Consider the following 25,956-nt stretch of genomic DNA (forward strand, 5'->3'; position numbering starts at 1 on the left):
CTACTTTCTCATCTGCGGATCAAGGGCATCACGAAGTCCGTCGCCCAGAATACTGAAGCATACCATAATCAGTACGATAACAATTGCCGGGAAAATCAGTACATGTGGATACATTCGCAGTACCTGATAACCACCGTTGATCAATACACCAAGGGAAGCCTGCGGCTCTGCCAGACCAATACCAATGAAGCTTAAGAATGCCTCGGTAAAGATAGCGCTTGGGATTGTGAACATCACGTTGATTACGATAACGCTGACTGTGTTCGGGATCAGATCCTTCATAATAATGTTGAATTTGCTGGTTCCAAGAACCTGAGAAGCAAGTACGAATTCCTGATTCTTCAGTTTCAGGATCTCGGCACGAACCAGTCTGGCCATGTTTACCCATCCGGTAATGGAAAGTGCAGCGATAATAGTTCCTACACCAGCCGGGAATGCCATCAGGAAAAGGATTACAATGATAAGGCTTGGGATTCCAACCAGTACCTCAATAATACGCTGCATAACAGCGTCTACCTTTCCCCCGAAAAGAGCGGAAACAGCACCGTAAAGAACACCTACAACCAGATCCAGGATTGCAGCTACCAGTGCGATCATAAGGGAAATTCGGGTTCCCATCCAGGTACGTACCCACAGGTCACGTCCAAACTGGTCAGCACCAAAAATGTGTGCTGCGCTTGGAAGTCCATATACATTGTTATAATCAGTGTCTCTAAATGAATATTTACTGAAGATCGGTGCAAAAATGGCAAGCAGGATAATTCCGATCAAAATAAATAATGCTACAACTGCTGCCTTGTTTTTTTTCAGACGGATCCATGCGTCAGCCAGCATAGTGGAAGCAGGAGCTGCGATGTGCTCTTTTTCAGAGGCTTCTACTTTCGCTTTCTGATACATGCTGCGGTCAATTTTTGATTTGTCCACGATCAGCTCTCCTTTCCTTTGGCAAGACGAATTCTCGGATCAATAAGAGAATAAGCCAGGTCAACAAGCAGTACAATCAGCATATAGAATGCGGCATAGAAAATAGTAATACCCATGATCACCGGATAATCATTGGCCTTGATACAGTCTACGAAAAGGCTTCCGATACCAGGAATACTGAAGATGTTCTCTACAGCAAGAGATCCTGTCATAAGGTTTACTACGATTGGTCCTAAAATAGTTACAACCGGAAGGATGGAGTTGCGGACTGCATGACGCATAAGGACTTTCATCTGGCTCAGCCCCTTGGCTCTTGCAGTTACGATGTAATCCTGATCCAGTACATCCAGCATTTCGGTACGCATAAAACGGGCAACCATAGCTGTTGCACTGAACGAAAGCGCAATGGACGGCAATACGGAACAATTCCAGCCAGTCCAGAATCCAACCGGGAGAGCGCCCCATTTCAGACCTATGTAATACTGAAGAAGGGCTGCGGCGACAAAGTTCGGCACCGAGACTCCAAGCACTGCCAATATCATAGTAAAGTAATCAATTCCGCTATTGTGCTTCCAGGCAGCCAGGATTCCTAAAATTAATCCGATTGCAAGTCCGATCAGTACTGCCTGGATACCAATCAGCGCAGATGGTCCGAGACGACCTGTGATAACCTTGGAAACGTCCTGGTTTACATAAGTAAAGGAAGTACCCAGGTCTCCTTTCAGCATGTTTTTAATATATTTCACATACTGCATTGGAAGAGAATCATTTAATCCATACATTTCCAGCACACGTTCCTGCTGCTGAGGTGTCATAATACTAAAACGCTCAGCATCAAAAGGTGTACCTGGAAGATTTTTCATCATGAAAAAGGTACAGGTTACAATTACCCACAAGGTAACCAGAATGTACCCTAATCGCTTTAATACATATTTCAGCATGACATCACCTTTTCTGTTACTGTGCACGTAGTGAACAGTACTCCTTTTCTTTCTGTGAAAAACAGACCGTATACCGGCTGTGTAAGCCACTGCTGTATACGGTCCGTTACTTATTCCTTAAGGAATATTACTTGAATTTGAAGCAAACCTCTGAGATCTGTTTCGCTGCCAGTTTATATCCAACAATCACCTGAATAAGAGATTATTCGAAAGAAGCGTACTTGAACTCAAGCGGAACACCGATTGGATGGCTGATCAGGTTCTTGACATTGGATTTTGTCAGAACAGCGGAACCTCTGTGGTATACAGGAGCAACAACTGCGTCTTCCTCAACCAGCTTCTTCTCAGCTTTCAGCATGTCATCAAGACGAGCTGCATCGTCTGTCTGAGTCTTAGCATCAGAAATCAGTGCATTGTAATCTGCATCGTTGTAGTTTCCACGGTATGGAGTTCCGTTTGTCCACAGATCAAGGTATGTCATAGCGTCATCATAGTCAGCACCCCATGCTGTTACAGCAAACTGATAGTTGTTGGCATCCATCAGCTCTCCACGTCCCTGTACAGTCTTGGTATCGATTACTACGTTCAGACCAAGTGTTGTAACAAGCTCACTCTGGATAAATGTTGCAACGGATTTGGATACAGAGTCATCAGCTACAAGAAGAGTAACCTCTGAAGGTGCGCTTCCAAGCTCCTCAACTGCTTTATCGTAGTACTCTTTTGCCTGCTCCGGATCATATGGGGAAACATCTCCGTTCAGCTCACGGAATGTCTTCTCTCCATCACCGCTCATGCCGTCTGCTACAAGACCAAATCCTGGTGCAGAACCATCAGCAAGAATGTTATCTGTAAGAGCGCTTCTGTTCATAGCAAGAGAAATAGCTTTTCTCATGTTTACATTGCTCATTACGTCATCTGTAAGGTTGAACTGTACATAGCTTGTACGGAAGTCGATCTCCTGGGAGAATTCCGGATCATCCTTGTATGCTACTACGTTTGCAGAATCAAGTTTAACCTGGGAAAGCTCGCCAGCCTGATATGCGCTTAATGCAGCTGCAGCATCTTTGATTACACGAACCTGTGCATCTTCGATTGCTACGTTGTCTTTATCCCAGTAATTGTCGTTCTTAGCGAAAGTAACGCCTACAGCCGGATCATAATCTGTGATCACGTACGGTCCGCAGTAGAGCATGCTGTCTGGGGAAAGAGCGAAGTTTGTGCCCTGCTCTTCACAGAATGCTTCGTTAACCGGGAAGAACATATCCATTGTAGTAAGGTTCAGGAAGTATGGTGTCGGGCTCTTCAGCTGAACTTCCAGTGTCTGATCGTCAACAGCCTTAACGCCTACCTCAGAAGCCTCAACGCTTCCCTCATTATACTCCTGACCATTTACGATGTAGTCTGTCATAATGAAGCTGTAGCCGTTTGTTGCGTCTGCGCTCATCTGTTTCAGCCATGCATATACGAAATCTGCTGCTGTTACAGGCTCACCATTGCTCCACTGGATTCCGTCTCTTAAGTGGAAGGTGTATGTAAGCTTGTCATCGGATACCTCATAAGTATCGCAAAGAGCTGGCTGAGGCTGGTTGTTCTCGTCCATACGGAACAGTCCCTCTTCTGCCTGGTTCAGTACCAGGAATGCATTCTCCTCGGATGCAGCCCACGGTACCAGAGTCTTGATCTCGAAATCAGTAGCAACGCTAAGTGTCTCTCCCTCTGCGAATACTGCTGATGCACCTGTAACAGTCATGGTGAGTGCCATTCCAAGTGCTACTGCTGCTTTCATCATTTTCATAGTTTTTTCTCCTTTCTTATCCGTCCTTAATGCCGGTACGGTAGTAAGCCTTTTCGGAAAGCGGAAGCGCCTGCTGCCGCAGGTGTTTTCTTATAAAAGCAGGACATTTTTTAGAAAATATTTTATAAAAATCTGGTGTCGATGCCTTTATAGCAAAAAAACATTTTCTATTTAGCAACTTAGTCACGATGTAGTTTCATGCGCCTTTGCATAAATAAAAAATGTTCTCTTTGCCCGCCTCTTTTTGGTAATTTTAGTATAGCAAAGTGTTGTAGTGTTGTCAATTGTTTTTTTATTATTCTTTATTGCTTTTTATTGTTTGGAATTGGTTTTGTATGAATTATGTATTTATTTTGTACAAATTCTGCTTTTTTCGAGGAAAAACGAGTAAAAAATAAATAATAAATTCCAACGAAATTTCCTATTACGCAAAAAATGCCAGGTTAATTTTCCTGGCATTTTTATTCAATATTCAATCTCTACATCTTTTTTGCTGATCAGCCCATTATCCAGGGGATACCAAGTCTCCAGGTACTGCGTTTCCTCATCCTCTGACGAATTCAAATTCAGGATTGTCCTGGTTGTCACCATTTTGCCTGAAGTATCTTCCTTTCTGATTTCCGCCAGAATATAGGCAGTGTCTGCTTCTACCCTCAAGCTATCCGGCACCTCAGATGGCTTATAGGCAGTCTGTTTCAATACCTGATTCGCCTCATTCATCTGGTAAATGATGGTCCGCACCGGCTTGTACATAGTGGCAAACTGAACCGTCACTTTACAGCCTTCTGTCTTAGTCTTTCCATTTTCCACTGTAGTAGTTTCACCGGAAAGGGTAGCTGCCATAGTGTTTCCTTCTGAGCCTCCCACACCGTTGGAATAGCCGTTTCCAGCCATGGCATAAATTTCCCCGTTTTCTTTCTGGAAAACCGGATTTACATACTGGGTGTGTTCTGACTTGCCAGAGACCTGGTAAACAGTGGCGCTGATTTCCTGTGTTTCTCCATCATCGGTAACGTTGTAGTTCAAATACGGATCTCCTACTCCGTCGGAGCAAAGATTTCCTACAGATGTATTTCCATCCTCATCTTCGGTCACTGGCATTAAAATGTATTCTCCTTTTATGTCTCCAAAGGAAATTTTCCACTCAGAAGAAGACTGGGCACCTTCTTTATCCACAGTTGCCACAAGTTTCCCCTCATAACGGCTGTCATTTCCTATGGTGATACTGCTGTTGTTCATAAGGGAGGCGGCATGGTCGTTCAGATAGCCTTCCATATCATATAGGTCCAGATATTCGGAGGTGATAAAGGCGCCGATCAGGCGGTCACCGTTTCCATCTGTGCCGGCTTCTGGGACTGCAAGAGTACAGCCGCTGGCTGTAAAGGCCATGAAAATAACCGATAATTTGAACAAACTTTTTAACAGATGATTGTTCTCCCGTCCCTTCAAAAATCTTTCTGCAAGATGTGCATCACAATTTGTGGAAAATTTTCTCCAGATGAGAGCACCGCAATGGACCACCTTAACCGATTTTTGGTGATATTTTGATTTCCTAATCTTCATTTTCGTCCTCCTCCAGATTTCCATCAAATTTTAAGATATCGCCAACATCGCATTGCAGGAAATAACAGATCCGGTTAATGGTGTGGAACCGCACGCCCTTGGCCTTTCCGCTTCTGAGGACGGACAGGTTGGCTTCTGTGATGTTTACCAGGCTGCACAATTCCTTGGACGTCATTCCCCGCTCTTTCAATACGTCTTCAAGGCATACTTTTATTGCCATAAATCATTTCCTTTCATTATTGCAAATTGCTCCATATTAAATAGTCAACGATATTAAATTAAGAGTCGTTACCTGAATACCCTTGCTTCTTCCTATATAACGAATCAAGACACTTGCAGTCCGGCTATCATTTATATATCTCCATACGCTTAAATAAACAGGTCATTATCCTCTTTCAGTCTCTGCATTTCCCTTATATACTTTGCAAACAACAGCACTGCCAACACAAAGGCCAGGGAAAATACCGGGACCGCCACCACATACTCAAGCTGATAAAGGCTGCTCTGGAAAAACAATTGTAGTAGGTTAAATACCGCACCCAGCCCAATAGTGGATGCTAAGGTCCACACGCAAAAGTGGGAAAGTTTTTCCGCCAGTTTTACACTCTCTTCCTGATACAGGTCTTCCTTCATTGCAGCCAGAAGCCTTCTCGCCAGGAAAACAACTATAATATTCAGTACATATGGCAGAATACGGACTGCAAAGTTGAGGAACAGGAAAACATAAGTAGGGGTAAGGTTGGAAAAAGTAATAAAACCGTCGCTTAGCTCTATGCCTGTATTTCCCTTCTGTACCGTTTCCAGATTCTGAAGCAGCCCTCCCAGCTCCTGTCCAAAGATGCCATACACCAATACCACGCTCACAGTGCCAAGAAGGAACCAAAGCCCCTTTTGCAGTTTCTCCGTTCCTGCATTTTTATAATGAAGCAAAATACGGATAAGCAGGTAACCCAGAAGGACGGAATAGAAGGTACTTCCCAGGGACCATTTCCCGGTGCCTGGCACTCCGGTGGACAAAAGTCCCGGATTGATCATGTAATATAGGGTTACAAAAAGAAGAGCGCTGATAACCAGAAGCATGAAATCCAGGGGTTCTGATTTCTTGCGCCAGTGCAGGAATCCCCAAATTCCAGCAGGGATAAGTCCCAACAGCATGTATAAGATGATTGCGACCACATTTCCTACAGCCCCAGACAGCGACAGAACCCGCAGGCCAGCTCCGATCTGCTCAAAAGGGAATGCGATCAAGGTGGAAAACAGGCCGGATAAGCTGCGCTGTAAAATACAGAACAGGGCGCAGGCGGCCGCTTCCACAGATAAGAGGGTAAATAAATGTCTTTCTTTCATGGGGAACCTCCTTTTTGCAGATATCGAGAAAATCCGCTATCGTGCTGGATTAAACTATCTAATCCTTTACTATAGATTTCTTTATCTGGTTTATAAGAATTATTGAAAAACGATAATTTATAATTTAATTATAGCTTAAAATTATCGTTTGTCAATAATTTTAATAATAAAAAAATTGCCAGGCAGAATTTTCACGCTCTGCTCTATCCAATGGACAGAAGAAACGTTTTTATTTTCTTACCTGGCATTTTTCACACAAACCTATTTTGTGCACACTCTAAAGCGTGTTTGAAAAAGGCTTTCTGCAAGATTGTGCGTCACAATTTGTGGGAGATTTCGCCCGGATGAGGACGCCGTAGCGGGCTACGGTAACCGAATTCGGGTGAAATATACCGCAAAGTGGGGCGTGCAGTTCCTCTTCTCTTTTTCAGTAACTTACTGTGTCACATCTCCAAGCACGATCCGAATCAATGTCTTGTCCAGCATCAATGTCCTGTTCCAGGGATTGATGATCACGCCGCTGATTTCTTCCTCGGACAGCGCTGCCTCAAGTAATTTTCCAATGTCTGTCATAAAGGTTGACATAACACTTTTGCCGCCTTTCAATTCTTCGTCGAAGCTGGTAAAAACCGCCCACCAGTTCTTACCGTCGGAGGTTTTTACTGCCTGTAATTTCATCTGACCAGCTGCCCCGTTTGGCTCTACGGCGATGATTACCTGACCGTTTTCACGCATGCGTCTTCGTACCACGGTCAGTGCATGAGCCAGCAATTCTTGCGTTGGCTGCTGCTGAAGTGCCGCGATTGCATCCTCGATTTTCTCATTTCCAAGTAAACCTTCATCTGTTTTATCCATATCATTACTCTCCATTGAGCTAATTTCTGTATTAGAGCGTGTTTGAAAAAGGCTTTCTGTAATCTGCCGCTCTTTGATTATACCCTTTTATAAATGATTGGTTCATCATATCCAAAAGTTCTCTTCCCGTTAACTTCCATACTTTCAGATACTTCCAGACAACGATCGGAAAACTTTTCCCAAAGTTTAAATATCATTACCGGCGAAAACTGGCTTATGCTGCCGCCTTCCCAGATTCCGTCCTTTTCATGGTAAAGTGCGGGAGTAAATTTTTCGGATTTTTTCAGTTCCGCGTAATCAACCTTCTTCATGGATGCGTATGAAAATACCTTCTTATCTTCTCCTTCTGGAATTTCATAAGAGGAAAGTAAAATTCCCTGTTCTGTTTCTGTAATAAGAAAAAGATGTGGTGATGCATGACGTTTTCCATTCGTTTCATAGTAGCTTTCTTCAACAACAAATCTGCCATTGAAATCCTCCGGAAGATTTTTTATTTTGTCATTGCAGATTGTATTTACATGCTCGGCATATGGATATGTTTTCCCTTCCGCCTGCATCTTATCAAACTGCTCCTTGTTATCAAAATGTCCTGTCATCATTTCTGTAAATTCATCAAGTTTCATCTTGGTATTTACCTCCATAATCAATTTTTTAATGTTAGGAGCAAAAATTCCCAACTATAATATCCACGGAGCATTCCAGGCAATACATTCCCGCACTCCATATCATATGGTAACCGCCTGAATTTCCTGAAATAGCATTACTGCTTCAGCTTAACCTGCTTTGGTCTTGGATATACCTTTGGCAAGGATAATAATAAGCCACAAAAATAGCCGCCCCGGTCTGGTAAACTAGGCGGCAATTTTTGTCACATCATATATCGGACTAACCGTCTATCGGTAGCACTCTTTTTCTATAATCATATTATCACGCAGCTGTGTAAATGTCAAAAAGTTCTTTTTCTATTAGAAATAGCCACCAACGCGAACTGGAATTTCTGGATGAGTATAATATGCGGAAAATAAACTTAATTCCATTTTAAATATAGTGCTGAGTTTCACTGCCATTCTTTAACACCATTTTCACCACACCAAGCAATGCTGCAAATAAAACACCTGCAACCGGCCATACAATCCATGTAATATCCCAGCTCATCGTCCAGAAGCTCCATGCAAGGTAAATCGCTGTAGTCAAGCACCAATATACACCAGAAAACGTGTCCGTCTTTTTCTTAAACAGTTTTTCTTCTTTTGTATATTCGCCTTCCTGAAGAAGGGTATCGTAACTGCTTTTTACCATCCCAACACGAATCAACAGATTTACTCCTATTGCAAGTATGAATAGCAGCAATCCAACGGAAAGGCCACAGTAATAGTCAGACGCTTCCATGGCTTCGGCAATAATTGTCGGAATCACTGCCAGTATACAAAGCACTACCCCAACAGCTGTTCCTCTGATAAAAATCGGTTCATAGAAATCTTTTTTTTCTCGTACCATTCCAGATACACCATACTCTGTTTCAAAGCATTCTTTTTCAAAATGTTCCATATGAGATTCACGCATTCCATATGTAATAAACAAAAAGACGGCTGCTGCAACCATTCCAAGCAAAAAAACACATCCAAATACTGTTGCCAGAGATTCTGAAACATGAAATACGCCATCTTCTGCCATTGTCTCAAGAACAATCAGTAATATTGGACTTGAGATACACATACTTGTTGCATTTGCCACTACTTTGGATCCATTTCTTTTCATGTCAAGAAATTCATTTGCATTCTCCATAGTTACTTTTTTCAATGGTTCTGCATAGCTTTCAGTACTTTCGTGATAGGTGATATTTTCTGCTTTCATTTCATCTTTTAATAGATAATCTGTACTGACACCAAAAAGCTCCGACATCTGTAAAATTCTTTGCAAATCCGGAACAGCTCCTGCACTTTCCCACTTAGATACTGCCTGTCTGGATACGCCCAACTGATTGGCTAGTTCTTCCTGTGACCATCCATTCTTTTTTCTTTCCTCTGTAATCTTATCAGCTAAAATCATTTTTTTCTCCTTTTGCAGATTTTATGAGCTAAATATAGCAGTTTTGCTGTTTGCATTCCACCATTTCAGGCTGTAAATCTGTCAACCAGCAGTTGCAAATCACAAAAGGACTCGATGAATCCCGATTTTCCAGCAATACAAGCATGAAATTATTTATCATCTGTATTGTTTTCCTTTTTCTTATGCGTCGAACCTAGGCAAAGAAATGAGGAACCAAGACATAACCATACTATAGCCATAGAATTTTCATTTCCACTCGTAAAGCCAATAGCTGACGCTATGAAAAACAGAACTGATGCAATATAAAATAAGATTGGTTTGTTTATTCCTTTTTTCATAAATAAGAAACTCCTCCAAATACCGATTGTTTTCTTGGCACCGTTTTGGCATCGGAAGCCTTAGTCGAAAAGATTTTTTTCCACGGCTAACAAATGCTGCTCTACCAACTTTATATTGCACCGGTAGTTTTTAATTGTTATAATCGAAACATGGGTGCTACCATAACGGTAGGCGGTTAGTCCTTCAACAGAGGGACTGTGACCCTCTGATTACATAGAAACCTGAAAGGGAATCCACTGGAAAGGAGGGCTAAGCCAATGAGTATTGTGGACTTCATAGCAGTAGTGAGCTTCGGCTTAACCTGCTTTAGTATCGGATATACATTAGGCAAAGATAATCATAAACCACAAAAATAACCGCCCTGTCTGCAAACTAAGCGGTTATCTTTGATAGATATTCTAAATAGTAAAACGGACTAACCGTCTATCGGTAGCACTCTTTTTCTATAATCATATTAGCACGCATGTGCAGAAATGTCAAAAAATTTTTATTCTACTTTTTGAAGTTTTGACATATCCAATCCATGCCGGATAATCATCAGAATATCCCATTTTTAATTCTATGTACATTAAATTGTTAATCATTCTTATTCTCTCCTGATTCCAAATTTTGCAACATCTCAACAAACTGGAAGCTGTAAACCTGATTGTTCCTAAATTAACTGTGGCATACCATTGATAAACATATGCCATGCCTGTCATTTTTCGCACTAAGTTTCCATCCGTGCATTTCAACGATTTCTTTTGAGAGGGCAAGCCCTATTCCGCTGTTTCCGTTTTGTCCCGTATGAAAACGTTCAAACATATGGGAAAAATCCTCTGTGCTAAGTTCTCCTCCATCGTTCCAGATGGAAAGGACTTGATTTTTCCACGATATTTCGATTTGACTACACGCATATTTTACGGAATTAGTTATCAGGTTAGCAACAGCGTGTTCCAGCTTCTCCGGGTCTCCGTTGACATATCCTTCGTCCAGTTCTAACGATACTGAAAGGTTTCGCCTGTTCACAATTCCTTCAAGCGGCATCAAAATATCTTGAACCAGTGATGCCATTTCTATTGGTTCACACTTTAATGGTTCCGTACCGCTTTCCATTTTTGATAAATACAGGATATCCTCAATAAGTTTACTCATACGCTCCGTCTGAGACACTATCATTCTGCCCGCTTGAGAATAATCGGTAATGACTCCCATTTCAATCTCCTCCGCATATCCGCAAATTGCCATAAGCGGGGTTTTTAATTCGTGAGATGTATTTTCAAAAAAGGTCTTCTGAGCTTTGTCATTTTGTTCAAGTTTTTTCCCGAGAAAATATCCAATGGCAGCACCGAGAGCGGCAATGACAAAAGCATCCAGCAAAACACCAAAACTGATTTCTTTTACGAGTTCTGGTTCGCCGGTAACATCCACATAAGCAAGTAATCTCTCATTGCCGTCTTCGTAATACTCTGTTCTGGCTTTCATATAATAAGTTGCTTCGTTAATTTTTGCCCTTTGCATTTTATCAGACGGGTGTGTTTCATACCAGTCAATAAGTTTCTTCTCTTTGGGTGTCAAAATCTGATATATGTCATCCCTGTTTTCTGAATCTGCCCCCATATATACAAGTGAGGCATAATATAAAGAGCCCGTATCATTTTCAGATTCGTAATTCAAATATTCGTCTGAATCCAAAGTAAAAACGTTTTTAATTGCATTCTCAGCTCTCAGCTCTATTTTTTTATTAAAAACTATGTTCAGAATCAGCAGGCTCAAAAGCATGGCTGCCATAACGGCGGAACCTGTAAGTGTGGCAATTTTATAACGTGTCTTATTCATTACAATCCTCCAGTTTATAGCCATAGCCCCAGACAGCACTAATGCGAACTTTGCTGCCTGCGGTCTTCATTTTCTGCCTGACTCTTCTTACTGTCTCATCGACAACTCTGGTTTCTATCTCCGTAGAATCTATTCCCCATACTTTGTCGAGAATTTCATTCCGGGGGATTGCCGTTCCACCATGTTCCATAAGACATCCCAGAAGCGAAAATTCTGTCATAGTCAGACCAATATCATGCTCTTTCACAATGGCATTATGCTTCTCCCATGAAAAACACACATCACCAAAGGAAATATCTGCCTTTACCGGTATATTCATTTCAACTCTTCGGAACAACGCATTTACCCGGACAACAAGAAGTGACGGCGAAAATGGCTTAATCAGATAGTCATCCCCTCCATACATAAATCCCTTCATATGGTCAGACTCTGAATCCTTTGCCGTCAAAATAATAATAGGAACTGATGATATTGTCCTTAGCTTTTTACATATGGAAAGACCGTCTGAACCCGGCATCATAATATCAAGAATAACAAGATCACAGGGCTTCTCCTGAAAAGCAGAAAAGAGTGTATCACCATTCTTGTATGCTGTTACCTCATATCCGGCATTGGATAAAAATTCTGTGAGTATTTCTCGTATATCCTGTTCATCATCTGCCAAATAGATTTTTTTTGCCATATCTTTAATCCCACATGAGGGGAGTCCCTCAGAAATTCTGTGAGATTCCCCATATTATATCTTTCAAAATCAGTATGTCTGTATTTTAGTTCCACCTGCTTTCGCTTCAAGAGCGATTGCCTGTGCCTCCAAAGCATCAATCTCATCTGAATACTTCGCATAGCGAGAAGCAAATTCCTCGTCAGAGAGGTTATCAGAGCCGTTATAAATATTGTCATAGATTGCATCAATTTTATTGTAAATACTGTTAAGCTGATTGACTTCATCTTCGCTCAAATTTCCATAGTATCCCTCATACCAACCCGCTTTCTTTTCAAGCGTTTCAATCTGTGCATTCAGTGATGTAATCTCGTCATCATACTTTGCATAGCGGGCTTCGATCTCATCGTCTGAAAGATCATCGTCCGTCCACACTTCCGCATCAATTTCTTCGATTCTTTCATATGCTTTCTGAAGCTGTTCTGCTTCCTCTGCGGTGAGCTTGCCTGTATCATACAGAGCATTACACTCATCCTCGGAATATTCATATTCCTCGTTGTCGATCCACCCGGCTTTTTTATCAAGCTCCTCAAGGCGATCCATGAGGGTATCGGTTTCATCCTGATACTGATCGTATCTGGCATAGATATCTTCAGCAGAAAGACCATCTGCATCTTTCATTACCTCTTTGTCGATAGCGTCAAGTCGGTCATAAATGGAGTTAAACTCTTCAATCTCCTTCTGAGTGAGAGAACCATAATCTACATTTGTTTGTGTTACCTCTGATGTAGTCACTGTCTCCTCCAGTGTCTCCTTCTGGGCAGCCATGGCAGGAATACCTGCGGATGTAGTCATTGCTGCTGCAAGTGCTATTACCGTTCCTCTTTTGAATAATCTGTTCATCATTTTAGTTCCTCCTGATTTTTTATTTACCGGTTGTTCGGTATGGCTAAAGTATAGCTCAGGCAAATGTAAAAATATCCTTAGAACAGTCATGAAAATGTCAAGAAAGTGTAACAGCACAAGATTTCCTGTAAACCATATTTACTCTCGCCTCTTAAGGGTTACAATCTTTTTTCAAATACCCACAATTTTTCTAAATCTGCAATTCTGATTTACCTTCACCTTATTTTACCATAGTGCTTTCTAAAGTGCTATTCTAATATATACAAAAGTGTAAAAGAGCGATCTCTTCTCTCACACTCACACATCCTCTACAACTTCTGTTCCCAGAATACGCACCACTCTGTCATATCTGTCCGAAGTCTCCTGTAAACGTTGATTATCATTTGATAATTTTCCATTTTCCTTACGTACATCGTCTAACTGTTTCTGGATATTATCACATTCCTCAACAGATTTTTGATATTTATTTTTCCAGCTTTCTACCATTTTGTTAAGTTCTACAACCTTTCCAGCTAATGCAGCAATCTGATTCTTCATCTTGATAAACAATGGCTTGATTTTATTCTCCCTGTAAGGTACTGCACGTTCAAATGTTCCTCATGAGTACCTTTCTGTTCCCATTCAATACCATGCTGTTTTGCAATCTCTGCCAGAACCTTTTTTTCATGGTTCATCCACTGGTTTAACTCTGTATCATGCTTATTTCCACCTTGAAATCCAAGACTTTTTAATGCCTGTTTCAACGAAACTCTGGTGTCCATTCCCTTTCCTTTCCAATCAGTCACATAAGGAATAATCCAGTTATAAGTCTTATTGATATGCAAAAGATTACCACTCATATCAAAGTCTGAAAAACTCAATGCCAGAAGTTCTGCTTTTGTCAATATAAGTCTAAAAAAAATTTGCTTTTAATTCGCAAAAAGCACCACTGTTTTCATCCAGTGATGCTCCTGCGAACAATCTTATTCCGTTTATGCTTTTTCTTCTTTGTAGAAAATGTCATCCATCTTCCAGCTTATCTCCATACGACCTGGTTCATAAATAAAGACTTTCTCAATAATCTTTGACAGCTGTATTTTGTCAAAATCCTGCAATGCTGCAATCTCATTTACTTCCATTTCTTTTTCTGTTGCTTCATCACATTTTTTCTTCGCTACTGCAATCTCATTCTCCAATTCTGCTATCTGCAAAGTGATTTCTAAAATACGGGAAGTCGTTTTTTCCAGTTCTTCCATATACCCTTCCTTGTCCAACACTTCTGAACGATAATCAGAATATAGTTTCATCTTTCTTGACGAGAGTCGCTTTTTTTCACTTTTCAGTGTTGCGATATTTTCTTCTTTCAAAATTGTTTTATGCCATTCTCTTTTCTTTTTCTCAAGATTTTCCGAAATGAATTGTGCCATATTTCTGGCTGCATCCAGTACTGTTTCTTCTGCTTCTTTCCTGTCCATTTTACTTTCCGCACACCCACTAAGACCACTGATATGTGCCTGCATACAGCGATACCCAGTCTCTCTGCTGGTAAAACCAAGTCTTCTTCCACAGGTCGGGCAAAAGAAAATAGGGCAGGCTACTCCTCTTTTTGCAAGAACTTTTTTCTGGTTAGTAAACGCTTTCTCATTTGCTTTCCGGAATAATTCATCGGATATAATTGGTTCATGTGCATTTTCTACAACAATCCACTCCTCTTTATCATTGGAAACCAATTTATTGCTTCCTGTTCTTGCCACTCTCTTTTTATTCCAAATAATTTTTCCAAGATACACTTCATTTTTGAGCATATCTGAGATTGTTGTGACTGACCAGAGTTTCTTTTCTTTTTCGTTTTCTCTGTGCATTTTTATACCTTTTCTGCACATATACTCCCTGCATGTAAGCACATGGGTTTCGTTCAGATATTTTGCTATGGGTATTTTTGATAATGATCCATTCTTCTTTCTGATTCATTTTCTGTCTCTGTGCTGCCCAGGAATCATTGGTAAACTGATTATGCACACTATCACCGGCATAATATTGGTTCTCAAGGATTTTGTGGACTGTTCCTCCACTCCATGTCCATGTCGCTGACTTTTCATTTGCTTTTCCTGCTTTATCCAGCTTGTAGGCTTTCGGGCAGAGATACTCATCCGCATTTAATTTCCGGGCAATCTCTGCATAAGTCATTCCATCAATAAAATACTGAAATATCTTTTTCACCACTGGTGCTGCTACCGGATCTGGAATCAGCTGATGAGGATTATCCTTGTCTTTTTCATAACCATAAGCCATCTGACCGGAAGGAAATTCGCCATTTGCCCAGCTCGTCCGGTATGAACTTCTTATTTTCTTTGCCAAATCTCTGGAATAAAACTCATTATACACGTTTGACATGCTGATCAGCAGGCTTATGTCATCTCTGAACGAATCATAATGATCATTCACCGAAATAAAACGCACATTAAAGAATGGGAACACTCTTTCAATATAGCTTCCTGCCTCTACATAATTTCTTCCAAGTCTAGAAAGATCTTTAACAATAACACAGTCAATATTTCCCTCTTTGATCTCCTGCATCATCTCATTAAAACCATCTCTCTCAAAATTAGTTCCGGTTTTAGATATATCATAATATTCCTTTGCAACCACGATATCTTTCTGTTCTTTTACGAAATTATGAAGCAGAACCATCTGCGTTTCTATCGTATTTCTTTCTCTGTTCTTTTCACTCTCATAGGAAAGCCTTGCATAAAGGGCTGCATGTGAAACTTTTTCACACTGGTTTTCAGCTTCTGTAACCAAATTTTCTTTATTTCCAACATTCACATAATCTACTTTTCTTGATTTTCGAGCCATTTATACGACCTCCCTCTTTTGAATTTCTATTCTTCCGTCCATACCTGTGTTGACATCACATCCCACTGACTGTATCTGCCGTAACAGGGATTGATAACAGTCATCAAAATTAAATCTGACTTCTCTAATGTCAAGAACACAGTTATAAAAAATTGTAATCTTTACTCTGATAAGAATGGAGTTAAACATATTCGTATCCAAGCAAGACCTAATAAATGGCACGAGAACGACTGCCCATTCTGCCATAAATCATGCCCTGTTTATGATAAACATTCCAGTAGTATAATGCCGAGATATTACGAAGATAACTCGTAGAAAATGCAAAGTCCAGTCGCAAGTTTAGACACGATATTGCTCTTAACAGTCGTATAAAATCAACATTTGCAGGGATTTATCAAATTCCGACATACCGTCTTAGAAAATGAATAATCCCTCGCAATTCATTATGAACTACGAGGGACTGCTTACTGACTGTTAAAGCGGTAGCCGATCTCACGAACACTATCTATGGAAAAGTGAGAGTTTGTATCACAAAGTTTTTTACGAAGATTCCGAATGTGAAAGCCTACGGTATCCTTTTCATTGCCTGCTGATATTTCGCCCCACACCTTATCATAAATCTGCTCGTATGTAAGAACACGACCTTTATTGGCTGCGAGCAAGCAGAGTATATCGTACTCTTTGACGGTCAGTTCAATTTCCTGACCGTTATTGATAACTCTGCGCCGGCTCAAATTGATTTCTAAGCCGGAAAGGGATAATGTCGGCTCATATGAAATCTCTAATTTTTCAAAATCAGGGTGCTGTTTTACAAAAGCCAGCATATCGTCAAAGGCTGTTGAGTCTTGTGCTTTGAACTCCATTATTACGATTCGTCCGATATTATCACCCCCCTTGGTTAGTTTTTTTGTCTTGGACAACATAAGATTTATTGCGTGAGATAATACGATTCATCAATCGTTTTCAGAATAAAATTCACATCGTCATAACGAGAGGAATCGGACTGAGAGCCTAAACTGCATATCAAAAACTCTTTTCCGTGCTGCTGATAAAGCACAATCAAGTTATAGTCGTCAGACAGAGAGCCAGTCTTAATTCCGCATACATTTTCGTTGTAATATTCGGATGTCGGATCAAGGAAGGCGTTTGTATTCTGCCATATTTGTGTACTGCCATCAGGCAGTGTTGCCGTATAAGTGTTTTGAGATACAATTTCTCTAAACCACGAGTATTCCAACAACCGATATACTACTTCTTTCAAATCTAAAGTGGTGGTAAGTGCCTCCATATCAAAACCACTCGGATCATATAAAACTGTGTCTAAGTACCCCTGCTGTTGCAAATGCAGGTTTAAGTTCTCCATGAAAATCCTCACACGCTCTTGACAGCTTTCTGCTTGCGGCGAAAGTAATCCTCCACAATAATCAGCAACCACATAAGCTGCGTCATTCCCTGACGGTACTAACATTGCCGCAAATAGATTGTGTAAAAAGTATTCTTTTTCCTTGATTTGAGCAACAGACGAGCCAGGTTTCGTGAGTGAAATAGCACCATAGTCTGCAACAACGATACTATCAAGGTCTGCTAAAGTTGACGCATACTCAATAACAAACAGCTTGGCTAAACTTGCAGGAATTTGTGGCTCGTTCTCGTTTTTTGAAACAAATATTTCATCATCAGAACAATCCACCAAAATCAGCGATTTTGCATTATAAGAGTCAGGAAAATCTTCTTTGTAGAGAAAACCATTTATTTTATTCTTTACCTCTCTGAAATTTTCCGGCTGCATTGCCCACGGCACAAACATTATACCTATGCCGATACAAACTACAAGCAAAAACAAAAATACTCCAAATCGTTTTTTCTTACGGCGTTTTCTCTGCATATATGTGCTCACCTCCCAACACCAAAACTCCTATGTGCCATTTTTAATCGGCATAATTTGCCTGAATACACTCTGTAAATCCAGACGGATCTCCCAACTTAGCTTTATCAATATTATCACGAAGATATTTGCGTGTGGCGTCATCACAGCGATCTGTTCCCATATAAGGCATATCAAAGGCTTTTTCGAGTTCAGCTAAGGCTTTTGCCGCCCTTTCCGAATCCGTATTGTAAGTATCAAGCCATTCCTGCATCCAAGAATATTCCCAAAGGTTAGATGCTCTTGTATCGCCATATCCTATCTGAAAAGACGCTCCCGTATCTTCGCCTTCCAAAGCATCAGGCGGCGTAAAGCCCTCCGGCCAATTCAAACTCTCAATGGTCGTTAGGTATTCTTCTTCAATGGTAGCAAAGTCCGTGAAACCTCTTGTGTTTGTGTCGGAGTCCGAAGAAGTGGAGCAGCCTGCCAGCATAATCACCAGCAAAGAAATCATAACACACAATAACAGTCTGTACGGTCTTTCGGATTTTGAGATTGTTCGTTTCATTTTGTTTCCTCCTTGAATTGAGTTTTATTATCTAAGAGCCAATGCAGGCTCTAATTTTGCTGCTTTCAATGCTGGTAATAATCCGCCCAATAATGCTGTAAGCACAGACACAGCAACTGCAACAACAGCAACGCTGATTGGATAACTCGGTGTTCCCACCGGGGAATCCACAGGGAGCAACGCTCCAATACAATGCACCAAAATCAGCGAAATCAAAATAGCTGCAAGGCAAACGAATATTGATAAAATCAACTGTGAGCCTAAAACCAATGCCACAATATTTGTTCGTGAAGCACCTATCGCTCTGCGGATCAGCAACTCATGTGTGCGCTGTTCCAATGAAGATAGTCCGATATTGATCTGCCCTAATACGGAAACAAACAGCAACAAAAGCGAAGTAACCAAAAGCCCTAATTGCAGTATGGACAATACCGAATCATAGGTATCTCCAATATCACTCCGCCCAGCACTTTCCCAGTAACCGCCAATGGTATCAGTCAAAATGTCGCCAAGGGCAGAATGTATCTGTTCGATTGTCAGTCCTGTTGTGGGATGCCAATACACATTTGCATTTTGTACTTGCCACATTGCTGGTGCGAAATTGAGGATCGCCGCAGAATCCGCATAGATAGTCGGAAAATCCCTGCCATCGTTTACTACTCCGACAATATTGAATGGGGTTAACGAAAGTGTGCTTTTTACATTTCCTGCAGCATAGGGCGAATCATTAAAATAGTTTTTAGCTTCTTTGTTTATGACCACTTCAAGCGAGCCGCCCTCACTCGAAGGCTCTAACCATCTACCGGATGTCATTGGAAGATTATAGACTTGACTATATGCCTCCGTGGTGCAAACTAAATCAAAAGCCATCAGGTTTTGGTAAACATCATTCGGCGGTATTGGCGTTAAATCTTTCATTGGTGCAAATCGAATATCTTCTCCCATAGAAAAAGTAACAGCGGCTACATCATCAATGGCTTCAAATCTCTGGAATAATTGTTCCATTTTATTTCTATCGTGAAAATCGGATTCCGTTATCACGAATGAGTAAGTAGGTGACCAGCCATATACCTGTGCGTTTACGGAAATCAAATACTCCCGTCCAAGCGTACCAACTAATACCGATCCAAGCATTGCGATAATGCCTACAAGCATTGAAACACTTGTCAGAATACTTCTAAGTGGAGACAGACGAAGGTCTTTAAGTATCATTTTTAGCACAAGTTATCCTCCCTCCATCCATTTCAAAAATCGTATCACAGGTATCTGCAATATCAGGATCGTGCGTAACCAACAGCAGCATAATTCCATTTTCTTTTACGACGCTGTGCAACAGTTCCATAATCTGCGTTCCCGTCTTTTTATCCAACGCTCCCGTAGGCTCATCACATAAAATGGCTTCCGGAGATACTGCAAGCGCCCTTGCGATTGCAACTCTTTGTTGTTCACCGCCGGACAAATTGATTGGGTAATCATTTTCCTTGCTTTCTAAGCCGACACTTTTTAGCAAGCCTGTAATTATCTCGTGACGCTGTTTGGCGGTAAACGACTTTTTGGCATAGAGTAGGGGTAATTCGATATTTTCCCATACCCGCAAGTGCTTAATCAGAGAGTAGTTCTGAAATACAAATCCGATATTATTGGCTCGCAGTATAGACAGATCACGGTCTTTCAAAGCAGAAATAGATATACCATCATAAAGGTACTCGCCCTCATATTCCCGATTTAACAAGCCAATAATGGATATAAGGCTTGTTTTGCCTGAGCCGGACTTTCCGACAATGGCATAACTGCGCCCTCGTTGCAATTCCATATTAGCGTTGGTTACTGTTGTCAGCATATCGCCATTATTCAATTTGACGCTTGCTTTCAAATCCTTTATTTTGATTAAAGTCTTTTCGGAAATTCCTTTCATTTTATCAAATCCCCCTCGGATCAAGGTTTGGCGGAGTAGCAGAAACTACATCGCCCTCCTCTAAGCCGGACAGTATTTCTATATTGGCTCCGTCTGTCACACCCAATGTCACTTTTGTTTCCACTCTTTCTCCATTCGGAGTAATTACAGTAACCAATCCCGTCCCTTGTCTACCCGCTATTACCGACAGCGGCAATATAAGGACATCATTTCTCGTTGTCGCCGTTATGACTACCGTTGCACTTTGCCCCGATTTCACATCGACTGTTTGACTGATCAAGCATTGCAGAATGCCCTCTTGCGGCACGATTCCCGTAAACGCATTTTCATCTGCGGCAGGCGACACCACGGCAATCATATCGGTTGGTCCTACACCATCATATACTTGAAATTTTGCTTTCAACTCTGCATACTCCGGTAAGGTACTCAAAAAATTATCTGCCTCTACATTGAGGGCAAATCCTGTATAATGCACTATCGCTACGGGATAATTACTCGGTACGCTTTCATTGGATGGGGCAATAGAGGTAATTGTACCATCCACCGGAGATTTCAATTCTTTGCCGTTCACAGTTCCAATAATTTGCCCGGCAGTGATTTTTTCTTCTAATTCTACCGCTGTATTAAATATGCCATTTTCGGGTGAGGAAATAATAAACGGTACTGCCGGAACAATAGTCGTTTGCGTTGAAACGGTTGGAGTAATTGTCCCTCGTACAACTGATACCGTTTTTTCTGCGGATGTTGCGCTATCTGTAAGATTGTTTTCGTCTGTCTGCCCAATTGCAGAGCAGGCAGATAGCGTAAATACAAGAAACAAAATAGAACATAGCAGCATTTGTTTTCTTAGCAACTTCATCATTCCTCCTTATGCTGTATCACAAAAAATACGAGCCTCTATCTTGATACTTTTATTGTACCAAAACAGAAGCCCGTATTTTCTTGATTGCTCGTAAGGTATTCCTCTTTTTTTCTATGCAAATTCTTACAATTTTCCTACGCCAACGGCAAAGTAATTGAAAACTTGTTTTGATCCTCTTGGCTCTCTGCAACGATTGTACCATTGTGTAGTTCAACAATCTGCTTTGCAATCGCCAAACCTAATCCAGCTCCTCCACTGCTTGTACTTCTCGCTGCGTCAAGCCGATAAAACTGCTCGAAAATCCTGTTTAACTTTTCTTCCGGCAGAGTATCGCCGTGGTTACAAAAAATAATGCTGACCGTATCTTCCTGACATTGTGCGCTGATCGTGATATCCGTATTTTCAAAACTGTAGATAACCGCATTTCTCAAAAGGTTATCAAAAACACGCTGAATTTTGTCTGCGTCACATCGAAGCATTATATCATCATCAACACAAAGATTACATTGCAAATTCTTTGATTTGAGCATAGGCTTAAATTCATATACAAGTTGCTCCAGCAGGCGAGTTAAATTGATTTTCGTGTATTGTAATGTAATATCGTATATATTGAATCGTGTTATCTCGAAAAACTCGTTAATCAGATCCTCTAACCGTTCTGCCTTACCAAGAGTGATTGAAAGGTACTTTTCTCGAAGTTCCTTTGAGATTTGCGACTCATCACGCAGTAAAGTAAGATACCCGATTACAGAAGAAAGCGGTGTTTTCAAATCGTGTGCAAGATACATAATCAGGTCATTTTTTCGCTGCTCATTTTCTTTTGCAAGCCTTGCATTACTTTCAGCCTCTTGTTTTAACTGATTGATGTTAGCGGCGATTTCACTCAACTCCGGGGACATTTCAATGTAACTGACATTCTGATCGAACATTTTTCCTGTCGCAGCCTGTACCTCGTACACATAGGCGACTACTTTTTTCAAAAGTAGGTATGTCATGTATATAATACAGCCACCCCACACGATTACAGCCACTATATAAAGATATACTGTTCTGTAATACAAGTAATAATACAAAACATACTTGCGGAGAATTTCCTCTGCCATAATTCCTAAAAGAAAAGTACCGCCAAAAATAAGCACAGAGCAAATCGCACATTGAATTACATACCCTTTGAACAAGGTAGAGAGCAGATAGTTTTTTTCTTTTTTATTCAATTTCATACCCTACCCCCCAAACAGTTTTAATGAACTTCGGATTTTTTGAAGGTTCATTCAATTTTTCCCGAAGCCGCCCAATGTGCGCCATTACCGTATTGTTACTGTTGCGAAGATACTTTTCTTTCCACACGGCTTCAAATAATTCCTCCGAGGCGACAACTTTACCCTGATGTTCGCACAGATACCACAGAATAGAAAACTCCAACGGAGTCAAGGCTATTTCTTTGCCATACAAGTAGCACTTGTGGCTGACTCTGTTTATCAGTAGACCTCTGATGTCATACTCGTCTTTTTCTTCGGATTGGCTCAAATTAGGACTGTTATAGCTCTGATAACGCCTTAATTGCGTCTTTACTCTTGCCACAACCTCTAAAGGATTAAACGGTTTCGTTATATAATCATCCGCACCAATCGTAAGCCCCATAATCTTGTCGCTATCCTCAATTTTGGCGGTAAGCATAATAATAGGGAAGTAAAACTTTTCCCGAATTTTTTGGCAAAGTCGAAAACCATCAATATCCGGCAGCATAATATCAAGTATCGCTAAATCAATCTGCGACTGTTTGATACATTTCATCGCCTCTAACCCATTATAACATTTATATACTGAATAACCATCGTTACTCAAATACACTTCAAGCAGATCAACGATTTCTTTTTCGTCATCCACAATTAAAATCTTCTTGTTCATTGATCCTACACCTCATTTTCGGGTACGGCTTCCATTATGTCGCCAAAATCACACTCTAAGTATTCGCATATATTCAACAGCACGGGAAGGGTAACATTTTCATTTTTTCCGAGTTTCGCAAATGTACTTTTGCTTGCCCCGACCGCTTCTCGTAATTGACTCTTTTTCATTCCCTTGTCAATCAGAAGTTTCCAAAGTTTGTTGTACCGTACTTTCATTTCCGCACCTCCACCCAAATATAGTTTGTATTATAGCACTTTGAGAGTGAAATCGCAATTATTAAGTCTGTATTTTGAGACTTTTAGTTTTCAAACCGGCACAATATCTTTCTGATATGTAATCCAACCGCCTGCAAAATGCAGGCGGCTTGTGTATTTTAATAGGCAGGTGCGCCGTAGCCAAGAATCTCGTAATAACCGATAGAATACTCATTGACTCGGCAACTGTCGCCGGAGTTGCCCTCGACCGTATAAACCTTGCCGTTTTCGACCTTTTGAACAATACCCGTATGGTCGGATAATCCATCCTGACCACTTTCGTCTGCCCAATCGAAGAAAATAATCATTCCGGGGGCAGGCTCGGCGCTGCCATCCAGCCATTGTCCACGATCCTTAAACCATTGTACTCCGTTGACACAGCCTGCATATTTTGGGATAACTCCAGCGTCGATATAGCCGCACTCGTTGGCACACCAAGATACAAAGCAAGCACACCATTCTACACGGGAGTTAAAACCGTACCACGACCAATACGGCTGACCGCCCACATTGCCAACCAGAGAGAGTGCAACGGTCACGATCTGTCCGTCGCCGCCTGTAATGCCGTAAAGCACCTGTGACCAAAGGTAATTGTTTTCATCTGCAAGCAGTTCAGCGAGGTAGCCTTTCTGTTCTTCGTTAAAACCATATTGCGCCGCCATTTCCTCGGCAGTCTTGTGGCTGACGGTAATATACAGATAGGTTTGTGTGACCGTGCTTTCAGTTTCCACGATATTACCGTGTCCGTCATCGGTTTCGGTAATAACTGTTTCGGTCTTGCTCTCTGTTCGGGAAGATATTTGATTCATCTCCCAAAAGATGTCTTTTAAGAGTTGCTTTTTGCCATCGTCCATTGTGGCAACCTCTTGGGGGTTATCTTGATCCGTATTCGTTTTTACAGAGTAAACGGCAAGCACCTCTTTCCAAACGGCTCTGCTGCCACTCATTTCAAGAACATCATAGGATACCGAGTTCTTTTCCTCTTGCAGCTTGGTATCGTATTCGGTATTGATTTCCTGCACAACGGTCTGCATACTCATTCCAGTGCCGGAATCTTCGTCTGAGAAGAAAATGCCAAATACTGAGCCGAGGATCATACCAATCAGGCAAATCACGATAATAACCAAAACCGCCACCCAGCCGCCTGCGGCGATAGCGGCAATCAAGGCTTTCGTTCCGGCAATAATCGCTTTAATGGCAAGTGCGGTCGCTTTGGCAATCGCCTTTACCGTAACCACGGCGGCTTTTGCCGCAGCCCTTGCCGCTTGTGCTGCTCTCTGTGCAGTTTTAACCGTAATGATTGAATCCACCTAAAAATCCTGGATTGCTATGCCCCCGCTTATGCCCCTTGTCATCATAATGGTTTAAACCGCCAAAGAATCCTGGTCGACTCTCACCTACTTTATGCCCGTTATTGTCATAATGATTCATACCACCAAAAAAGGAAGGCGAACTATGTCCGATTTTCTTTCCATTTGCATCATAGTCGTTCATACCACCAAAGAATCCTGGTCTGCTCTCGCCTACTTTTTTCCGTTTGCATCATAATGGTTTATGGATCCAAAGAATCCTGGTCTGCTATATCCTTTTTTACTCATAATGTCATCCTCCTGACTCTATTAGCCTCTTGTTTGATCTCAGAATAACACACTTTTCTCATTTGGAAGTCGCATAACAGGCGACATTCTTTTATCGCATTTACATTCATTATACCATTTATAATTCTTCCGACAATACGCAATAAAGCCGGAAGCCACGTTATCATCCATGACCTCCGACTCGTTCTGCTTATTCTACACTGTCCTTACACCCAAATCAACTCCTCTCTCCGTTTTATCTTTTCCCTGCTTTTCTTGAATAATCCTCTTATTGATCTCAAGCCGTTCATGAATGGATAATTTCTTATCTTTTCCATCTACCGCCTGCTTCTGCTGTGCCGGTTTTCTATCTGTTTTTCCTACATCCTTAACAACTTCATTCGCTTCGGTACTTGTTACCCTCTCATCTGCTCTTCCTTCATATCTTTCTGCTATCTGCTGTTCTCGTCTCTCCTTCACACCTTTTTCCTCCAGATTGCAAAAACTCTGCAGATACGGAAGCACATGATTCTGCATACAATCTATGATGACTGCATCATATTGATCCTTGATACCATATAAAATCTGTTTCAATACATATTCCCTGCTCATTGCATTTACCAACTGTACTTCCGTACCTGCCAGTCCAATGTTAGAACAGATAATGTCTATCCCCTCTGCCTGATGTCTGATATAACAGTCGGAAGGAATATCTTCATCTTTCATTACTGCATCCATAAGAACTGTAAGTGTTTCATTACTGTCATCACAATCACGATATCCAAATCCTGCGGATACATCAGACTGTGGATCGGCATCAACGATTAACACTTTCATATTTTTTTGTGCTAATCCTACTGCTAAATTAGCTGTACATGCGGACTTTCCAGTTCCCCCTTTTTGGTTTACAATAGAAATAATTCTAGCCATTTTTTCATCACCTTTCAATCAATAAAAATGACCGAATCAGCT

Annotated in this window: 29 protein-coding genes and 2 pseudogenes; 1 reads left to right on the forward strand and 30 read right to left on the reverse strand. The window is 41.2% G+C overall.

Annotated elements, in window-relative coordinates; all coding sequences use genetic code 11:
• The 6 genes from PGQ38_RS10375 to PGQ38_RS10400 form a co-directional block, all read right to left on the reverse strand.
• Window positions 1–924, reverse strand: a complete 924-nt coding sequence (locus PGQ38_RS10375; RefSeq protein WP_226815283.1) for an ABC transporter permease — start codon at window positions 922–924, stop codon at window positions 1–3.
• Between the two features lie 2 nt (window positions 925–926).
• The gene (locus tag PGQ38_RS10380; RefSeq protein WP_226820525.1) at window positions 927–1,892 is read right to left on the reverse strand and encodes an ABC transporter permease; all 966 of its coding nucleotides are present in this window, start codon (window positions 1,890–1,892) and stop codon (window positions 927–929) included.
• A gap of 175 nt (window positions 1,893–2,067) precedes the next feature.
• Complete coding sequence (locus tag PGQ38_RS10385; RefSeq protein WP_226837875.1) at window positions 2,068–3,660, reverse strand: peptide ABC transporter substrate-binding protein; 1,593 nt, start codon at window positions 3,658–3,660, stop codon at window positions 2,068–2,070.
• Window positions 3,661–4,125: 465 nt separating this feature from the next.
• The gene (locus PGQ38_RS10390) at window positions 4,126–5,223 is read right to left on the reverse strand and encodes a DUF6783 domain-containing protein (protein ID WP_195700233.1); all 1,098 of its coding nucleotides are present in this window, start codon (window positions 5,221–5,223) and stop codon (window positions 4,126–4,128) included.
• Window positions 5,213–5,443 carry a helix-turn-helix domain-containing protein gene (locus PGQ38_RS10395; protein ID WP_118583284.1) on the reverse strand — a complete coding sequence of 77 codons (231 nt, stop codon included), beginning with the start codon at window positions 5,441–5,443 and terminating at the stop codon, window positions 5,213–5,215. The genes PGQ38_RS10390 and PGQ38_RS10395 overlap by 11 nt, the downstream gene beginning before the upstream one ends.
• 149 nt (window positions 5,444–5,592) lie before the next feature.
• Window positions 5,593–6,570: a DUF2975 domain-containing protein gene (locus PGQ38_RS10400; protein WP_204454581.1), complete on the reverse strand. Its 978-nt coding sequence runs from the start codon at window positions 6,568–6,570 to the stop codon at window positions 5,593–5,595.
• A gap of 310 nt (window positions 6,571–6,880) precedes the next feature.
• On the opposite strand from PGQ38_RS10400, the pseudogene PGQ38_RS19950 reads away from it, so the two are divergent.
• Window positions 6,881–6,928: pseudogene (locus PGQ38_RS19950) on the forward strand (DUF6783 domain-containing protein); the annotation flags it as partial.
• 6 nt (window positions 6,929–6,934) lie between these two features.
• On the opposite strand, the pseudogene PGQ38_RS20630 reads toward PGQ38_RS19950, so the two are convergent.
• From PGQ38_RS20630 to PGQ38_RS10510, 24 genes and pseudogenes are all read right to left on the reverse strand, one after another.
• Window positions 6,935–6,982: pseudogene (locus tag PGQ38_RS20630) on the reverse strand (DUF6783 domain-containing protein); the annotation flags it as partial.
• 23 nt (window positions 6,983–7,005) lie between these two features.
• The gene (locus PGQ38_RS10405; RefSeq protein ID WP_226815286.1) at window positions 7,006–7,425 is read right to left on the reverse strand and encodes an SseB family protein; all 420 of its coding nucleotides are present in this window, start codon (window positions 7,423–7,425) and stop codon (window positions 7,006–7,008) included.
• 77 nt (window positions 7,426–7,502) lie between these two features.
• Window positions 7,503–8,048 carry a hypothetical protein gene (locus PGQ38_RS10410; RefSeq protein WP_118583330.1) on the reverse strand — a complete coding sequence of 182 codons (546 nt, stop codon included), beginning with the start codon at window positions 8,046–8,048 and terminating at the stop codon, window positions 7,503–7,505.
• A 415-nt stretch (window positions 8,049–8,463) separates the two neighbouring features.
• Entirely contained in the window at window positions 8,464–9,474 is a 1,011-nt protein-coding gene (locus PGQ38_RS10415) for a helix-turn-helix domain-containing protein (RefSeq protein ID WP_173716710.1), read from the reverse strand.
• A gap of 149 nt (window positions 9,475–9,623) precedes the next feature.
• Window positions 9,624–9,812, reverse strand: a complete 189-nt coding sequence (locus PGQ38_RS10420) for a hypothetical protein (RefSeq protein WP_118583292.1) — start codon at window positions 9,810–9,812, stop codon at window positions 9,624–9,626.
• A 658-nt stretch (window positions 9,813–10,470) separates the two neighbouring features.
• Entirely contained in the window at window positions 10,471–11,583 is a 1,113-nt protein-coding gene (locus PGQ38_RS10425; protein ID WP_204454579.1) for a sensor histidine kinase, read from the reverse strand.
• A gap of 40 nt (window positions 11,584–11,623) precedes the next feature.
• Window positions 11,624–12,313 (reverse strand): response regulator transcription factor, encoded by a 690-nt coding sequence (locus PGQ38_RS10430; RefSeq protein WP_019163079.1) that lies wholly within the window; start codon window positions 12,311–12,313, stop codon window positions 11,624–11,626.
• 69 nt (window positions 12,314–12,382) lie between these two features.
• On the reverse strand, window positions 12,383–13,198 hold the full coding sequence (locus PGQ38_RS10435; RefSeq protein WP_204454578.1) for an AAA family ATPase: 816 nt from the start codon (window positions 13,196–13,198) through the stop codon (window positions 12,383–12,385).
• Window positions 13,199–13,495: 297 nt separating this feature from the next.
• Entirely contained in the window at window positions 13,496–13,747 is a 252-nt protein-coding gene (locus PGQ38_RS19510; protein ID WP_237925901.1) for a hypothetical protein, read from the reverse strand.
• On the reverse strand, window positions 13,732–14,058 hold the full coding sequence (locus PGQ38_RS19515; RefSeq protein WP_330674467.1) for a hypothetical protein: 327 nt from the start codon (window positions 14,056–14,058) through the stop codon (window positions 13,732–13,734). The genes PGQ38_RS19510 and PGQ38_RS19515 overlap by 16 nt, the downstream gene beginning before the upstream one ends.
• Window positions 14,059–14,169: 111 nt before the next feature.
• The gene (locus PGQ38_RS10445) at window positions 14,170–15,039 is read right to left on the reverse strand and encodes a recombinase family protein (RefSeq protein WP_416386750.1); all 870 of its coding nucleotides are present in this window, start codon (window positions 15,037–15,039) and stop codon (window positions 14,170–14,172) included.
• A complete protein-coding gene (locus PGQ38_RS10450; protein WP_270431618.1) occupies window positions 14,969–16,033 on the reverse strand; it encodes a recombinase family protein in 1,065 nt (354 codons plus the stop codon). The genes PGQ38_RS10445 and PGQ38_RS10450 overlap by 71 nt, the downstream gene beginning before the upstream one ends.
• Before the next feature lie 464 nt (window positions 16,034–16,497).
• The gene (locus tag PGQ38_RS10455; RefSeq protein ID WP_015514508.1) at window positions 16,498–16,896 is read right to left on the reverse strand and encodes a winged helix-turn-helix domain-containing protein; all 399 of its coding nucleotides are present in this window, start codon (window positions 16,894–16,896) and stop codon (window positions 16,498–16,500) included.
• Between the two features lie 65 nt (window positions 16,897–16,961).
• Window positions 16,962–17,918, reverse strand: a complete 957-nt coding sequence (locus tag PGQ38_RS10460) for a D-alanyl-D-alanine carboxypeptidase family protein (protein ID WP_012744280.1) — start codon at window positions 17,916–17,918, stop codon at window positions 16,962–16,964.
• 43 nt (window positions 17,919–17,961) lie between these two features.
• Window positions 17,962–18,465 (reverse strand): hypothetical protein, encoded by a 504-nt coding sequence (locus tag PGQ38_RS10465; protein ID WP_015514509.1) that lies wholly within the window; start codon window positions 18,463–18,465, stop codon window positions 17,962–17,964.
• 27 nt (window positions 18,466–18,492) lie between these two features.
• Window positions 18,493–19,677, reverse strand: a complete 1,185-nt coding sequence (locus tag PGQ38_RS10470; RefSeq protein ID WP_012744282.1) for an ABC transporter permease — start codon at window positions 19,675–19,677, stop codon at window positions 18,493–18,495.
• Complete coding sequence (locus PGQ38_RS10475; protein WP_004853372.1) at window positions 19,667–20,380, reverse strand: ABC transporter ATP-binding protein; 714 nt, start codon at window positions 20,378–20,380, stop codon at window positions 19,667–19,669. The genes PGQ38_RS10470 and PGQ38_RS10475 overlap by 11 nt, the downstream gene beginning before the upstream one ends.
• Window positions 20,381–20,384: 4 nt before the next feature.
• Window positions 20,385–21,242: a hypothetical protein gene (locus PGQ38_RS10480; protein ID WP_025580548.1), complete on the reverse strand. Its 858-nt coding sequence runs from the start codon at window positions 21,240–21,242 to the stop codon at window positions 20,385–20,387.
• A 134-nt stretch (window positions 21,243–21,376) separates the two neighbouring features.
• Window positions 21,377–22,462: a sensor histidine kinase gene (locus PGQ38_RS10485; protein WP_008703821.1), complete on the reverse strand. Its 1,086-nt coding sequence runs from the start codon at window positions 22,460–22,462 to the stop codon at window positions 21,377–21,379.
• Window positions 22,449–23,150, reverse strand: a complete 702-nt coding sequence (vanR, locus tag PGQ38_RS10490; protein WP_004853366.1) for a VanR-ABDEGLN family response regulator transcription factor — start codon at window positions 23,148–23,150, stop codon at window positions 22,449–22,451. The genes PGQ38_RS10485 and vanR overlap by 14 nt, the downstream gene beginning before the upstream one ends.
• A 5-nt stretch (window positions 23,151–23,155) precedes the next feature.
• A complete protein-coding gene (locus PGQ38_RS10495) occupies window positions 23,156–23,368 on the reverse strand; it encodes a helix-turn-helix domain-containing protein (RefSeq protein WP_008703822.1) in 213 nt (70 codons plus the stop codon).
• A gap of 158 nt (window positions 23,369–23,526) precedes the next feature.
• A complete protein-coding gene (locus tag PGQ38_RS20995) occupies window positions 23,527–24,717 on the reverse strand; it encodes a CHAP domain-containing protein (protein ID WP_008703824.1) in 1,191 nt (396 codons plus the stop codon).
• Window positions 24,695–24,901: a hypothetical protein gene (locus tag PGQ38_RS10505; protein WP_012744284.1), complete on the reverse strand. Its 207-nt coding sequence runs from the start codon at window positions 24,899–24,901 to the stop codon at window positions 24,695–24,697. Before PGQ38_RS10505 ends, PGQ38_RS20995 begins: the two co-directional genes overlap by 23 nt.
• A 299-nt stretch (window positions 24,902–25,200) precedes the next feature.
• Window positions 25,201–25,914, reverse strand: a complete 714-nt coding sequence (locus tag PGQ38_RS10510; RefSeq protein WP_270431623.1) for a ParA family protein — start codon at window positions 25,912–25,914, stop codon at window positions 25,201–25,203.
• Between the last annotated feature and the right edge of the window lie 42 nt (window positions 25,915–25,956).

Origin of the sequence: Blautia faecis (assembly GCF_027662325.1) — a bacterium.
Lineage (GTDB): Bacteria > Bacillota > Clostridia > Lachnospirales > Lachnospiraceae > Blautia_A > Blautia_A faecis.